This window comes from Rhizobium sp. 05L429, assembly GCF_056397645.1.
The window spans coordinates 1-15275 of the sequence record NZ_JBFTNV010000009.1 but is presented as its reverse complement, the minus strand read 5'-3'; the positions used below and the strand labels follow the sequence as shown (position 1 = coordinate 15275).

Annotated in this window: 13 protein-coding genes; 7 read left to right on the top strand and 6 right to left on the bottom strand. The window is 59.9% G+C overall.

All coding sequences use genetic code 11. The annotated features are described in order from the left end of the window. Positions 1–10: 10 nt before the first annotated feature. Positions 11–619: an imidazoleglycerol-phosphate dehydratase HisB gene (hisB, locus tag AC1DNW_RS11565; RefSeq protein WP_113300882.1), complete on the bottom strand. Its 609-nt coding sequence runs from the start codon at positions 617–619 to the stop codon at positions 11–13. 178 nt (positions 620–797) lie between these two features. Here hisB and hslV point away from each other — a divergent pair, with 178 nt between their 5' ends. From hslV to AC1DNW_RS11535, 6 genes are all read left to right on the top strand, one after another. After that, a complete protein-coding gene (hslV, locus tag AC1DNW_RS11560; RefSeq protein ID WP_007813715.1) occupies positions 798–1322 on the top strand; it encodes an ATP-dependent protease subunit HslV in 525 nt (174 codons plus the stop codon). Beyond that, a complete protein-coding gene (locus AC1DNW_RS11555; RefSeq protein WP_477852736.1) occupies positions 1319–1822 on the top strand; it encodes a GNAT family N-acetyltransferase in 504 nt (167 codons plus the stop codon). The genes hslV and AC1DNW_RS11555 overlap by 4 nt, the downstream gene beginning before the upstream one ends. Next, positions 1819–3126, top strand: coding sequence for an ATP-dependent protease ATPase subunit HslU (gene hslU / locus AC1DNW_RS11550; RefSeq protein ID WP_477852734.1), 1308 nt, complete (start codon positions 1819–1821; stop codon positions 3124–3126). The genes AC1DNW_RS11555 and hslU overlap by 4 nt, the downstream gene beginning before the upstream one ends. 189 nt (positions 3127–3315) lie before the next feature. Continuing rightward, positions 3316–4263 carry a DUF1402 family protein gene (locus AC1DNW_RS11545; protein ID WP_477852732.1) on the top strand — a complete coding sequence of 316 codons (948 nt, stop codon included), beginning with the start codon at positions 3316–3318 and terminating at the stop codon, positions 4261–4263. 48 nt (positions 4264–4311) lie between these two features. Next, positions 4312–5724 (top strand): cytochrome P450, encoded by a 1413-nt coding sequence (locus AC1DNW_RS11540; protein ID WP_113308164.1) that lies wholly within the window; start codon positions 4312–4314, stop codon positions 5722–5724. A gap of 88 nt (positions 5725–5812) precedes the next feature. Continuing rightward, a complete protein-coding gene (locus tag AC1DNW_RS11535; RefSeq protein ID WP_113308134.1) occupies positions 5813–7984 on the top strand; it encodes a malate synthase G in 2172 nt (723 codons plus the stop codon). A gap of 79 nt (positions 7985–8063) precedes the next feature. Here AC1DNW_RS11535 and AC1DNW_RS11530 read toward each other — a convergent pair whose 3' ends face one another. Beyond that, positions 8064–8741, bottom strand: a complete 678-nt coding sequence (locus tag AC1DNW_RS11530) for a L,D-transpeptidase (RefSeq protein ID WP_113300886.1) — start codon at positions 8739–8741, stop codon at positions 8064–8066. Positions 8742–8924: 183 nt separating this feature from the next. Between AC1DNW_RS11530 and AC1DNW_RS11525 the strand changes: the two genes are divergently transcribed. Further along, on the top strand, positions 8925–9419 hold the full coding sequence (locus AC1DNW_RS11525) for an MmcB family DNA repair protein (RefSeq protein ID WP_113308133.1): 495 nt from the start codon (positions 8925–8927) through the stop codon (positions 9417–9419). Here the strand turns inward: AC1DNW_RS11525 and AC1DNW_RS11520 are convergent, their stop codons facing one another. The 4 genes from AC1DNW_RS11520 to lhpI form a co-directional block, all read right to left on the bottom strand. Beyond that, positions 9420–9998 (bottom strand): ActR/PrrA/RegA family redox response regulator transcription factor, encoded by a 579-nt coding sequence (locus AC1DNW_RS11520; protein ID WP_007813699.1) that lies wholly within the window; start codon positions 9996–9998, stop codon positions 9420–9422. Positions 9999–10066: 68 nt separating this feature from the next. Beyond that, positions 10067–11377, bottom strand: a complete 1311-nt coding sequence (locus AC1DNW_RS11515; protein WP_477852729.1) for an ActS/PrrB/RegB family redox-sensitive histidine kinase — start codon at positions 11375–11377, stop codon at positions 10067–10069. 125 nt (positions 11378–11502) lie between these two features. Beyond that, a complete protein-coding gene (gene hrpB / locus AC1DNW_RS11510; protein ID WP_477852728.1) occupies positions 11503–13968 on the bottom strand; it encodes an ATP-dependent helicase HrpB in 2466 nt (821 codons plus the stop codon). After that, positions 13965–14912: a bifunctional Delta(1)-pyrroline-2-carboxylate/Delta(1)-piperideine-2-carboxylate reductase gene (lhpI, locus tag AC1DNW_RS11505; protein WP_113308131.1), complete on the bottom strand. Its 948-nt coding sequence runs from the start codon at positions 14910–14912 to the stop codon at positions 13965–13967. Before lhpI ends, hrpB begins: the two co-directional genes overlap by 4 nt. Positions 14913–15275 lie beyond the last annotated feature (363 nt).

Sequence of the window (15275 nt, the reverse complement as noted above, 5' to 3'; positions counted from 1 at the left end):
CTGATGGGGCTCAGACGAGCGTGCCCTTGGTGGAGGGAACACGGCCCGCCTGTCTCGGATCGATCTCTGTCGCCGTGCGTAGAACGCGGGCGACGGCCTTGAAACATGTCTCTGAAATATGGTGGTTGTTGGCACCATAGTGATTGAGAATATGCAGGGTGATCCCGGCATTCTGCGCGAGCGCATGGAAGAATTCGCGCACCAGTTCCGTGTCGAAAGTGCCGATTTTCGGCGCGCTGAACGAAACGTTCCAGACGAGGAACGGACGGCCGGAGAGATCGACGGCCGCCTTCGTCATCGTCTCGTCCATGGCGAGATCGATCGAGGCGTAGCGGGTGATGCCACGGCGGTCACCGAGCGCCTTCGAAATCGCCTGGCCGATTGCGATGCCGGTATCCTCGACCGTGTGATGATCATCGATATGCAGGTCGCCCTTGGCTTGGATGTCCATGTCGATCAGCGAATGACGCGAAAGCTGTTCCAGCATATGGTCGAAGAAGCCAACGCCGGTCGAAATCGTCGATTTGCCAGTGCCGTCGAGATTGACGGAAACGGAAATGGACGTCTCGTTGGTCTTGCGGGAAACGCTGCCCGTGCGGCTTGCTGCGGTCTCGGCCATATGGCTTTCTCCTTGAAATCAAGGTGGTTCCTTATCAGGCGCATTGCGAAATATCCAGCAGCGCAGGGCCACAAAAGGAAGGCCATTTGCAATCGCGGCGAGCCCCCTTACATAGGGTTCAATGGGGCCGATGTTCGGCCCGCCGGAACCGCCCGCGAGTTGGGGCAACAGGTGTTTGATGACGACAATTATTACAGTTCGAAAAGGCGGCAAGGTCATTGTGGCTGGCGATGGCCAGGTCAGCCTCGGCCAGACCGTCATGAAGGGCAACGCCCGCAAGGTTCGCCGCATCGGCAAGGGCGAAGTGATCGCCGGTTTCGCCGGTGCGACCGCTGACGCCTTCACCCTCCTGGAAAGGCTCGAAAAGAAGCTGGAGCAGTATCCGGGCCAGCTTATGCGCGCCGCTGTCGAACTCGCCAAGGACTGGCGTACCGACCGTTACCTGCGCAATCTCGAAGCCATGATGCTGGTCGCCGACAAGTCGGTGACGCTTGCCATCACCGGCAACGGCGACGTGCTGGAACCCGAACATGGCGTCATGGCCATTGGTTCGGGGGGCAATTTCGCACTTGCCGCAGCTCTGGCGCTGGCCGACACTGATAAGTCCGCTGAAGAGATCGCCCGCCGCGCGCTCGATATCGCGGCCGACATTTGCGTCTATACGAACCACAACGTCATCGTGGAAACACTGGATGCGGAATGACTGACTATGCCTTCCGTGCTGTCACTGTGGCTGACCTGCSGCTTCTGGCTGCATGGCTGGAGCGCCCGCATGTTCGCCGCTGGTGGGGTGACCACGGAGAAGCATTGGTTTCGATCGAGAAACATCTGCGTGATGCGGCCGTCGAACCCTACATGGTGATGCTGGACGGCCGGGATTTCGCCTATATTCAGGTGGCGGATCTCGACATGGAAGATGACGCCGCGCTGGATGGCCAGCCTGAAGGCACCTGCGGCATCGATCAGTTCATCGGCGTCGAAACGCTCTTGGGAAAAGGTCACGGCCCGGCCTTTATGGCCCGCTTCTGCCAGGAGCTTTTCGAAAGGGGAAAAAACCGCGTGCTGGTCGACCCGCATCCGGACAACATTTTCGCAATCAGAGCCTATACCAAGGCAGGCTTTCAAAGACTTGGCGAAACAAATACGAATTACGGCCGGGCACTCCTCATGGCCCTGGACCGCCAGGAGAATGACAGACAATGACCACCTTTTCTCCCCGCGAGATCGTTTCCGAGCTCGACCGCTACATCATCGGCCAGCATGAGGCCAAGCGCGCCGTGGCGATTGCGTTGCGCAACCGCTGGCGCCGTCATCAGCTCGATCCGAGCCTGCGTGACGAGGTCATGCCGAAGAATATTCTGATGATTGGCCCGACCGGCGTCGGCAAGACGGAAATCTCCCGTCGCCTCGCCAAGCTCGCCGGCGCGCCTTTCATCAAGGTCGAGGCGACGAAGTTCACCGAAGTCGGTTATGTCGGCCGCGATGTCGAGCAGATCATCCGCGATCTCGTCGAGGTCGGCATCGGCCTGGTGCGCGAAAAGAAGCGGACGGAAGTCCAGGCCAAGGCCCATATGAGTGCCGAAGAGCGCGTTCTCKATGCGCTGGTCGGTGCGACGGCCTCGCCCGCTACACGTGAAAGCTTCCGCAAGAAGCTGCGCAACGGCGAACTCGACGACAAGGAAATCGATATCGAAGTGGCCGATACCGGCTCCGGCATGGGCGGTTTCGATATCCCCGGCATGCCGGGCGCCAATATCGGCGTACTGAACCTGTCGGAAATGTTCGGCAAGGCGATGGGCGGCCGCACCAAGAAGGTGCGCACCACGGTCAAGGCCTCCTACACCGACCTGGTCCGCGACGAGTCCGACAAGCTGATCGACAATGAAGTCATTCAGCGCGAGGCCGTTCGTTCGGTCGAGAATGACGGCATCGTCTTCCTCGATGAAATCGACAAGATTGCTGCTCGCGACGGCGGCGCCGGCGCCGGCGTTTCCCGCGAAGGTGTCCAGCGCGACCTGCTGCCGCTCGTCGAAGGTACGACGGTTTCGACCAAGTATGGCCCGGTGAAGACGGACCACATCCTCTTCATCGCTTCCGGCGCCTTCCATGTTTCCAAGCCGTCGGACCTGCTGCCCGAACTGCAGGGCCGCCTGCCGATCCGCGTCGAGCTTCGTCCGCTGAACAAGGAAGACTTCCGCCGCATCCTGACGGAAACCGAGGCAAGTCTCATTCGCCAGTACAAGGCGCTGATGGAAACCGAAAGCCTGACGCTCGATTTCACCGATGACGCGATCGACGCTCTCGCCGATGTCGCCGTCCATCTGAATTCCTCCGTCGAAAATATCGGCGCGCGCCGTCTGCAGACGGTCATGGAGAGGGTGCTGGACGATATCTCCTACAATGCCCCCGATCGCGCCGGGACCGATGTGAAGATCGATGCCGCTTATGTGCGCGAGCATGTCGGCGACCTCGCACAGAACACCGATCTCTCGCGCTTCATCCTGTGATCGGAAAACACCGTTTTCTGCCTTTGCGCAGATAATGCCGAAACTTTGACAATCTGAACTCTCGACAGCGGGCCTTTTACTTTCTAGTGAAAGGCCCGTTTTGTTTTTTTGTACCGGCTTTATTCGGACAAGATTCTGGTCCAGTCAGCCGCTTCACAAAGACGACAGGGAAAGACGGGAAAGCAGATCGTGCGACGCCTTTTGACAAGCCTTGTGATTGCCATGACCATCGCGGGCTCGGTTCCTGCGCTTGCAGCGCAGGTCGTTCCGCCCGGCAACCGTCATGCCGAGCAGCCGGATATTCCAGGCGCATCGGTCCGCCGCACCAAGGGCACCAAGACGACGTTCGATCTCAAATATGAGAAGGTCTACGACCTCCTGTCGACCGACCGTGAGCTTATGGGCAAGATCAAGAAGGTCTCGAACGCTTACGGCATCAACCCGATCCATGTGATCGGCGCTATCGTTGGCGAACATACCTATAATGTCGATGCCTATGACCGCCTTCAGGCCTATTATGTGAAGGCCGCCTCCTATGCCGGCGAGAGCTTCCGTTTCGCCTATGATGGTGAGAGCGTCGATGAATTCGTCGACCGGCCACAATTTGCCGCCTGCAATGGCAAGAGCGATTCATACACGCTCTGGAGTTGCCGCGAGGACGTTTGGGAAAGCGATTTCCGTGGCAAGACCGTAGGGGGCAAGAGTTTCCCGAACAACCGTTTCAGTGCGGTCTTCTTTCAGCCTTTCTATGCCGGCCAGACGTTCGGTCTCGGTCAGGTCAACCCGCTGACGGCGCTGATGCTGTCCGATCTGGTATCCCGCGTTTCCGGCTATCCGAAGCTGAACGAGAAGAATGCCGGCTCGGTCTACAAGGCAATCATGGACCCCGATATCTCGCTCGCCTTCGTTGCCGCCTCGATCCGCAGATCGATCGACGATTACAAGGAGATTGCCGGCGTGGATATCTCTGGCAATCCGGGGGTTACGGCGACGCTTTATAATGTCGGCAATTCCCGCCAGCGTGCCGCAGCCCTTGCCGCCAAGAATCGCTCCTCCGGCACGACGGTGTGGCCGGAAGAGAATTATTACGGCTGGCTGATCAACGACAAACTGGACGAGCTGAAGGGCMTGCTCTAACCTTGAGGCCTGCCGGGAAGACGATATCTCCCGTGAAAGGCTATGCTCATGGACATGCGTCCGGACCCCTTTGTTCCGCCGGCACCGCTGCCGCGTACCGTTCCGCCGTCGCGGCTCGAAATCATCAGGACGATTTTCCGCAATCCGCTCGAGCTCTGGGGCGAGCCATCCTATACGCTGCCCTGGATCCACACCAGTTTCTTCGGTCAGAGAACGCTGATCGTCAACGATCCCGGCCTCATCAAACATGTGCTGGTCGATAACGCCAATAATTACCGCATGTCTGATATCCGGCAGCTCGTGCTGCGCCCGATCCTTCGCGACGGGCTTCTGACTGCTGAAGGCCCCGTCTGGAAACGCTCGCGCAAGGCCGTCGCCCCCGTCTTCACGCCCCGCCATGCCAAGGGCTTCGCCGGGCAGATGCTGCGCCAGTCGGAAGACTACGCCCGCAAATATGCCGATGTGGGCGAGTCCGGCACGATTTTCGATATCAGCACCGACATGACGGAACTGACCTTCGCCATTCTCGCAGATACGTTGTTTTCCGGTGAGATCGTCACATCCAGCGGCCATTTCGCCGACGATGTCAACCAACTGCTGCACCGCATGGGCCGTGTTGATCCGATGGACTTGCTGCGTGCGCCCTCCTGGGTTCCACGTGTGACACGCATCGGCGGCCAGAAAGTGCTGGAGAAATTCCGCGCCATCGTGCGCAATACCATGGATATGCGGCTTGCCAAGATGAAGGCCGACCGCAGCAAGGCGCCGAACGATTTTCTCACCCTGCTCCTGGAGCAGGCCGGGCCGGATGGACTGACGAAGGAAGAGATCGAGGACAATATCCTGACCTTCATCGGTGCCGGCCACGAGACGACCGCTCGTGCGCTCGCCTGGACGCTCTATTGCGTCTCCAATAGCCCGCATATCCGCGAGGCGATGGAAGAGGAGATCGATAGAGTGCTCGCGTCAGGCGCAGAACCTGTCGAATGGCCGGATCTGCTGCCGCACACCCACGCTGCCTTTGAGGAGGCTTTGCGGCTCTATCCGCCAGCCCCGTCGATCAATCGCGCCGCAATAGCGGATGATTCCTGGACAAGCCCCAAGGGAGAACGCGTCGAGATCGAGGCCGAAGTCACCGTGCTCGTCATGCCCTGGACGCTGCATCGGCATGAGCTCCATTGGGATCGGCCGCGCGCCTACATGCCGGAACGCTTCCTGCCGGAAAACCGTGCTTCCATAGGCCGTTTTCAGTTCCTGCCCTTCGGCGCCGGCCCGCGCGTCTGCATCGGTGCCTCCTTTGCGCTTCAGGAGGCGGTTATCGCGCTGGCGGTCCTGATGCAGCACCACCGTTTCGATTCGACCGATCAGACGAATCCCTGGCCGGTGCAGAAGCTGACGACGCAGCCGCAAAATGGTCTTCCGATGCGCGTGAGCCACCGGACTGTTTCCAAGCCTGCATAAATCTTTCGAATTGTTGCTGAATTGACTGTGAATGAAAGCCGGGCAAAGTGACAGCATGAAAAAGCTGCCACTGCAAGGGAGACACCGCATGAGCCGCATTGAAAAGAATGGTCTCTTCATCGAAGCCGTCCTCCATGATTTCCTCGTGAAGGAGGCGTTGCCGGGCCTCGAAATCGATGCGGACAAGTTCTTCGCCGATTTCTCGGCGATCGTGCATGATCTCGCGCCGAAGAACCGCGCGCTGCTTTTGAAACGCGATCAGCTGCAGGCAAAGATCGACGACTGGTATCGCCAGAACGGCGCACCGACGGATATGGACGCCTATCAGTCCTTCCTGAAAGAGATCGGCTATCTCCTGCCCGAGGGGCCGGATTTTCAGGTTTCGACTGCCAATGTCGATGCCGAGATCGCCTCTCTTGCCGGCCCACAGCTCGTCGTTCCCGTCATGAACGCCCGCTACGCATTGAATGCCGCCAATGCTCGCTGGGGTTCGCTGTATGATGCGCTCTATGGCACCGATGCCATCCCGGAAACGGACGGTGCCGAAAAGGGCAGGGGCTACAACCCCAAGCGCGGCGAAAGGGTCATCGCCTGGGTGCGCAATTTCCTCGATTCCGCCGTTCCCTTCGATGACGGCTCCTGGAAGAATGTCGGCTCCCTCGCCGTCAAGAACGGTGCTCTGGCGATTGCTGCCGTCGATGGCAAAGCTCTCGCCTTGAAGGATATCGGGCATTTCGCCGGCTATCGCGGCGATGCGAACGCGCCGACCCATATTCTCCTGAAGAATAACGGCATCCATATCGAAATCGTGCTCGATGCCTCGACCCCGATCGGCAACACCGATCCGGCTCATATTTCCGACGTCTGGCTGGAATCGGCCATCACCACGATCATGGACTGCGAAGATTCCATCGCAGCTGTCGATGCCGAGGACAAGGTCGTCGTCTACCGCAACTGGCTCGGCCTGATGAAGGGCGACCTGCAGGAGCAAGTGGCCAAGGCCGGTTCGACATTCGTTCGCAAGCTCAATCCGGATATTGCTTACACGGCGCCCGGCGGGCAGGAGTTCGAGCTGCATCGCCGCTCACTGATGTTGGTGCGCAATGTCGGCCACCTCATGACCAATCCGGCGATCGTCGATCGCGACGGCAACGAGGTTCCGGAAGGCATCATGGATGCCGTGATCACTGGCCTGGTTGCGCTCTACGACGTCGGTCCATCGGGACGCCGCAAGAATTCACGTGCCGGCTCCATGTATGTCGTCAAGCCGAAGATGCACGGCCCTGAAGAGGTGGCCTTCGCCGTCGAGATCTTCTCGCACGTCGAAGATGCCTTGGGCATGCCGCGCAATACCATCAAGATGGGTATCATGGACGAGGAACGCCGCACGACCGTCAATCTCAAGGAATGCATCCGTGCGGCCCGCGAGCGTGTCGTCTTCATCAATACCGGCTTCCTCGATCGCACCGGCGATGAAATCCATACTTCGATGGAAGCCGGACCGATGATCCGCAAGGGCGACATGAAACAGGCCGCCTGGATTGCCGCCTACGAAAACTGGAACGTCGATATCGGTCTCGAATGCGGCCTCTCCGGTCACGCGCAGATCGGCAAGGGCATGTGGGCCATGCCGGATCTTATGGCCGCCATGCTGGAACAGAAGATCGCCCATCCGAAGGCTGGCGCCAACACCGCCTGGGTGCCGTCGCCGACGGCCGCCACTCTGCATGCTACGCATTATCACCAGATCAATGTCGCCAAGGTGCAGGAAGGCTTGAAGGATCGCACCCGCGCCAAGCTCTCCGATATTCTTTCGGTGCCGGTCGTTGTACGGCCGAACTGGACGCCGGAAGAAATCCAGCGCGAACTCGACAACAATGCCCAGGGCATTCTGGGTTACGTCGTGCGTTGGGTCGACCAGGGCATCGGTTGCTCCAAGGTGCCTGACATCAACAATGTCGGCCTCATGGAGGACCGTGCGACTTTACGCATTTCGGCCCAGCACATGTCGAACTGGCTGCACCACAAGGTCGTCACGCAGGAGCAGATCGTCGAAACGATGAAACGTATGGCCGCCGTCGTCGACCAGCAGAATGCCGGCGATTCGGCCTACATCCGGATGGCCGGAAATTTCGATGGTTCGATCGCCTTCCAGGCAGCGCTTGATCTGGTCCTGAAGGGCAGGGAACAGCCGAACGGCTACACCGAGCCGGTCCTGCATCGCCGCCGCATCGAGCTCAAGGCAAAGCAGACTGCTTGAGCCAGAGCATGCCAGATACAAAAAGGCCGCCGGGCTCAAAAGTCCGGCGGCCTTTTTTATACCGAATTCAGCTTTTAGCTTACTGGATAACGATGACCTTGGAAGTGGTCTTGCCCGGACGGACGCGGCTGTAGAGATCGATCACGTCCTGGTTCATCAGGCGGATGCAGCCCGACGAAGCGGCAGTTCCGATCGAGGCCCATTCCGGAGTGCCGTGCAGGCGGAAGAGCGTGTCCTTGCCCTCTTCATTGAAGAGGTACATGGCACGTGCGCCGAGCGGGTTGGTGAGGCCTGGACCCATGCCGTCTTCGACATACTTGGCAATTTCGGGACGACGGACGGCCATTTCCTTGGGTGGATGCCAGTTTGGCCATTCCTGCTTCCAGGCGACATAGGCCGTGCCGGACCATGCGAAGCCCTGCTTGCCGACTCCGATGCCGTAGCGGACGGCCTTGTCGTTGGGGAGGATATAATAGAGGTGACGCTCGCGCGTATTGACGATGATCGTACCGGGACGCTCGTCGCTCTGGTAGCCGACGATTTGGCGGCGGAATTCCGGCTTGACGCGGTCAATCGGGATTGCCGGCAGGGAGTATCCGGCATCCGACGTTAAGCCATAGGCGTCATTGAAGATTTGTGCCGTCTGAACGGTCGGACCTGCGCTGTCGACGGACGCGGATTCGGACGTCGTGGAGCAGCCGGCCAGTGCCAGGGTCGCCAGCAGGCCAAATACAGGGAATGCATTGCGGATGCGCATGGATGACTCGTGAAGGTTTTGGGGCAAGGAGGGGACAGTCTTTCGACCATCGTTATTTATGGTTTATTTTCGATTAACTTTGCCTTTGCAAGGCTGCTGCGGTGCGACAAAATCCATCTGCGACGCAAATTAAAAGCGCATGGCTTTTTTGCAACAACGGCCAACCCCACTTGACGGTTATCCATGACGATTTTGAGCGTTTACAATAACAATCCGTTAATCGATGGCCGGCAATCGGACAGGGCCATGATGGTGCGCCGTGGCATGCAGGTTTTGCTCCACGATATGCGCCTTGCGGTGTTGCCGGAACTGCCGCTGGCAAGCGGCCGCCGCGCCGATCTGATCACGATTTCAGAAAAGGGAGAGGTCTGGATCATCGAGATCAAGACGTCGATCGAGGACTTTAGGGTCGATCGCAAATGGCCGGATTACCGCCTGCATTGCGACCGTCTGTTCTTTGCGACACACAAGGATGTGCCTGTCGATATCTTCCCGGAAGAGTGCGGCCTTTTTCTTTCAGATGGTTACGGCGCACATATGCTGCGCGATGCGCCGGAACACCGCCTGCCGCCAGCTACGCGCAAAGCCGTCACGCTCAACTTTTCGCGCGCTGCCGCACAGCGGCTGATGATGGCCGAGTGGGCAAACGGCAAGCCGTTCAACCTGGATGATGTCTAGTTATTTCGGCGCGCGTTTGGCGAGGATGCGCTGCAGTGTGCGGCGGTGCATATTGAGCCGGCGCGCCGTTTCCGACACATTGCGCTCGCACATTTCATAGACACGCTGGATGTGTTCCCACCGCACCCGGTCCGCCGACATGGGGTTTTCCGGCAGTTCTGCCTTTTCGCCCGGTCGCTGCGTGAGCGCGGCAAACACATCGTCAGCGTCGGCGGGTTTTGCCAGGTAATCCACAGCCCCGAGCTTCACCGCCGTCACCGCCGTGGCGATATTGCCGTAACCCGTTAGCACGATGATTCGCGTGTCGTCGCGGCGCTGGCGGATAGCCTCGATAACGTCGAGGCCGTTGCCGTCGCCGAGCCGCAAGTCGACCACGGCATATTTCGGTGGCCGGCCTCTCGATTTCGCCACGCCTTCCGCTACCGATTCGGCCGTTTCCACATGAAAGCCGCGTGCCTCCATCGCCCGTGCCAGGCGACGCAGGAAGGGGCCGTCGTCATCGACGATAAGCAGGCTCGGGTCGGGCCCGATATGCTCCTCGTTGGAGCCGGCGGAAATCTCGTGATTCTGATCTGTCATCGCTACGGTCCCGGCGGTTGAGCGTCCGAAATGCGTCAACCGCTTATATCCTGTTTATGCCGACAAAGTCATTTTGTCGAATTTGCGTCGATCAACACCCGCGGCCATTCGATCCGGATGCGGGCACCCGCGTTTTCCGGATCACGATTTTCAAAAACCAGCGATGCTCCGGAGCGCTCCAGCAGCGTTTTGGCAATGAAAAGCCCTAGTCCCAGGCCTCCAGCGGTATCTTCTTTCTGCCGTTTGGTAACGTAGGGTTCGCCAATCCGCGTCAGAATATCGGCCGCATAGCCGTTGCCGTCATCCTCGATGATGATGAGCACCTTTTCGTGATCGTGCTCGACCGTGACCGTCACCTTCTCCCGCGCATAGTCGACGGCGTTCTCGATCAGGTTGCCGAGCCCGTACATGATGCCGGCGTTGCGGTCTGTGACTGGTTCGCCCTTACGCGGGCTCTTCTCCACGAGTTCCAGATTAATACCGAATTCGCGATGCGGTGCGACGATTTCCTCCATCATCGAAGAGAGGGGCAGCCGGCGCATATGCGCTTCGCCCTCCGCAGACAATGTCGTCAGCCGGCGAAGAATGTCGCGACAGCGCTCGCTCTGGCTGCGCAGAAGCTGCACATCCTCTCGGAACCGGTCGTCGTCCTTAAGTTCGCGCTCCATTTCCTTGGCGACGACGCTGATCGTAGCAAGTGGCGTGCCGAGCTCGTGGGCTGCGGCAGCCGCCAGCCCATCGAGCTGCGAGAGATGCTTTTCCCGCAGCAGCACCAGTTCGGTCGCCGCAAGCGCATCCGCGAGCTGGCTCGCTTCCATCGAAACCCGGTAGGCATAGAAGGCGGCAAAGGCCATGGTCGAAGCGATCGAGCACCACACGCCGAACTGCATAACGTTGTGGACATTGATTTCCACCCCGTCKAACCAGGGCAGCGGAAAGGGAGAGAAGGCCAGTACCGTGATGCAGACCATCGCAAAGCCGATCAATGCCGTACTGTATCGGATCGGCTGCGAAGCGAAGGAAATGATGACGGGAACGCAGACCAGTGCCGCGAACGGATTGGCGAGGCCGCCGGTAATGAAAAGCAGCGCACACAGCTGCAACAGATCGAAACCAAGGAGCGCGAAAGCGGCGGGCGGCTCCAGCCGGTGCGTCGGTGGGTAACGGAGCGTCAGATAGAAATTCACCCAGGCGAGTGCGGCAATAAGGGAGCAACTCGCGACCAAGGGCAGAGGGAACTTCAAGAGAAAAGCGACGATGAAGACCGTTACGGCCTGGCCGATGACCGCCAGCCATCGCAACCGCACCAAAGTCTGCAAACGCAGCCGCCGGCTGCTCAGCCTGTCTTCTTGTGTCTGGACTTCGGTCTTTTCAATCACGCCACACTCCTACAGCATCGGCCCGATAATCGGGATCAATTTTCGGAATCCCGATGCATAGATTCGAAGGGTTGGAACGTCCTTGGTGTGCCCAAATGGACGCATGGCGCGCTAAGGCCGGCGGATTATGTACCACGGGGCTTTGCCCTTGTCGTCGGCGCCGCCTCATCAGGTTTTTCCGGCCAGGGATGCCGGGGATAACGTCCGCGCATGTCCGCGCGTACATCCTTCCATGAGCCCGCCCAGAAACCCGGCAGGTCCCGGGTCGTCTGGATCGGCCTGTGAGCCGGCGAGGTAAGCTCCAGCACCAGGGGCAATCGCCCGCCGGCGACCACCGGATGCTGCTTGAGGCCGAAGAGCTCCTGCACACGGATCGTCAGCGTCGGTTCTTCGCCATCATACTGGATCGGGTGGCGTTGACCTGTTGGTGCCTCGAAGTGCGTCGGTGCGAAGCGTGCGAGATCGCGCTGCAGATCGTGTGGAACGAGTGCCATTAGCCCGTTGGAGAGGCCGGAGGCGGAAATATCCGAAAGCCCCCGCGCGTCTGACTGGAAAGGGATGAACCAGTCTTCCATGCGATTGAGGAGCGCCTCATCGCTCATATCGGACCACGGTTCTCCGATCGTTCGGTGCAGGAAGCCGATTCGCTCCCGCAACTGCAGCGCCTCCTTGGAAAAGGGAAGCTGATCGAGCCCCAGCTCCCGCAAGCCGTCTGCGAGCGCCCGCACCACCGCCTCGCCTGAGGGACGCGGAAGCGGAGCTTCCTCGAAAACAACGGCGCCGAACCTTGTCGCGCGCCGTGCACGCACCTGCCGGCTCTGTCTGTCGAAGAAGGTCTGGTCGTCCGTCCGGATTTCGCCCGGTAGTTCGGCTTCGATGTCGGCGCGGGAGATTTCCGCCGCTGCCAGAATTCTTCCCCGTGCCGCCCGGCCAGTCAGATCGGCGATCACAAGCATCTGGCTGCCTGCCAACCGTTCGGTTTCCGCAAGCTCGGCGCCCCGGCCGTTCGCCATGACATAGCGCCCCCGCCCACCGCGCTGAAGTGCTGCTCGATCCGGGAAAGCATGCAGCAGAAGCCGTCCCGCGAGCGCAGGTTCAGTACTCGAAATGGAATTGAGCCCTTCCGCCAGCCGCCCCGCCAGCCGCCGCGAAGCCTCGGCCCTTTCGCCTTTCTCGCTCTTGAAGCGCCTGAGCCGCTCTTCAAGATCAATGCTGGTGCCGCCAAGCCCCTGCTCCGTCAGCAGCACAGATATCAGCGCCGCATCCTTCGCATGTCCTGCTTCGCCAGCCGAGACCACCATGGCCGCGAGCCGCGGCGGCAGGGCGAGGTCGCGCATCACCTTTCCCCGCGCCGTCAATGCGCTGTCCCTGTCCAGCGCCCCAAGCTGCACCAACAATGCTCGCGCTTCCCTGATCGTTGTCTCCGGCGGCTGATCGACGAAGGCGAGCGATTTGGTGTCCTGAACGCCCCAATCGGCAAGATCGAGCACGAGACCGGAAAGATCGCTCGAAAGAATCTGGGGCGGCGTGAAGGCCGGAAGTGCCGCCGTCTGGCCCTGATGCCACAGGCGGATGGCGATGCCTGGCTCCGTTCGTCCAGCGCGGCCGGCACGCTGATCGGCCGAAGCGCGCGACACCCGAACGGTCTCCAGCCGCGTGATGCCCGTCGATGCCTCGAAAACCGGCAATCGCTGCAGCCCGCTGTCGATGACGATCCGTACGCCGTCGATGGTGATCGAGGTTTCGGCAATCGAGGTCGCAAGCACGATTTTACGTGTGCCTGGTGCCGCGGGGCGGATCGCCGCGTCCTGCTCTTTCTGGCTGAGATTGCCGTAGAGCGGCGCAATCAGCGTCTCTGAGCCGAATCGTCCTTGAAGTCGCTCCACCGTCCGGGTGATTTCCGCCTGGCCGKGAAGGAAAGCGAGAATCGATCCGGATTCGCTCGCATGAAAATCGGCGATCGCCCGAACCATTACGTCTTCGATACGCTCGCCACCCGCCCGGTCCTGATAGCGGATATCGATCGGAAAGCTTCGTCCCGTGCTTTCAATAACGGGCGGATGATCGAGTAGCGCAGCGACCCGTTCGACATCGAGCGTGGCCGACATGACAAGGATACGCAAATCCTCGCGAAGCGCCGATTGAACGTCAATCGCCAGCGCAAGGCCGAAATCGGCATCCAGCGATCGCTCGTGAAACTCATCAAAGATGACGGTCGAGATACCGGAAAGTTCGGGATCATCGAGGATCATGCGGGCAAAGACGCCCTCGGTAACAACCTCTATCCGTGTCTTGGCCGATATCCGGTTGTCGAGGCGCATGCGGTAACCGACAGTTTCGCCCACCTGCTCGCCAAGCAAGGACGCCATGCGGCTCGCCGCGGCACGGGCCGCCAGCCGGCGCGGCTCCAGCAGGATGATCTTCCCGTCATCGCGCCAGGGTTGGCCAAGCAGGTGCAGCGGCACGAGCGTCGTCTTGCCGGCGCCAGGTGGCGCTGAAAGCACGGCACGTTTCTCTTTGCCAAGCGCCGCACTGATATCGGGCAGCACATGCGAAACCGGAAGCTCCGGCAAGGAAGGCAGGTTCTTCACTTTCCGCTCGTGACCATTTCATAGGCGAGAATGGCGGCGGCCAAATCCTCAAGCGCTGCGCCGACGGATTTGAAGAGCGTGATTTCTTGCGCATCTTTCCGCCCGTCACAGGCACCCGATATCAGCTCTGCCAGCTCGCCGCGTATGTCGCTTTCTTTCAGCAGCCCGGTTTTCAAAGGCTGGACGATGTCGCCGCCTTCGCTCAGCGCGCCCGCTCTTGTATCGACATAGACGGCGGAGCGCAGGACGGCCGCATCGTCGCTTTCACGCATGCTGGGCTTGAAAGCGCCGACCAGATCGAGATGAGCGCCGGGCTTTAGCCACTCGCCCCGAACAAGCGGCTCGCTGGAGAGTGTCGCACAGGAAATAATATCGGCCGTTCTCGCCGCCGCCTCAACGTTGCTTACAGCTTCGGCCTGCAGCCCAAGTGCCCGCGCTTCCTCGGCAACCTTCTCCGCCGCCTCGCTATTGCGTCCCCAGATACTGTAGCGCTGGATCGGCCGGACTGTTCCATGTGCCTGCATGAGATTGAGCGAAAGCCGACCGGTACCGCAGACTAGCATCTCCTCGGCATCCGGCCGGGACAGATAGCGTGAAGCCAAAGCCGAAGTTGCCGCAGTCCGCCGCGCCGTCAGTTCTCCGCCCTCTATGACGGCCAACATCTGTCCTGATGCGGCAGAGGAAAGCAGGTAGCTTCCGAAAATCGCCGGCAGGCTTCGGCGCATGTTGCCTGGAAAGACCGAAACCATCTTGATCCCCGCATACTCTCCGGGAAGCCACGCCGGCATCAGCAGCAGGGTTGCACTCTCCTCTCCCGGAACCTCCATGTCATGATGATGGCGGACGGGCGCGACGCAATCGCTTCGGAACATAGCCTCGATCGCATCGATAAGCTGCGCCCAGGGTAGGGCAGACCGCGTCTGGTCTTCGTCGAGGACAAGCATTCTGAGCTCCGCAAGGGCATGGATATATCCTTGTCAAACTACCGATTGGAACGGTCGAGGCAAGCTTCCTGGAAATCGGGCGCGTGCCTCCCATATAAAGGATGCACGCCAAGGCCCACGCTGATCGGTCGGAATCGGAAAAATCGATCGAAATAGGGTGATTTTGACCGCGAAACCTCCCCTTCCAACGGGAGGCGATAAAACTGCAAGCAAAATCAACCTGTTACAAAAATGTCAAAAAAGTTGGATTGGATGTGTTGACTGTTTCGAGGGTGTGGGATTATAAGCCCACTCACTGAACGAGGGCGGCGGCGCTGCTGGCGACGAAGTCTTTCGTTCTAAAGAAATCAAGCGAATTGGCGG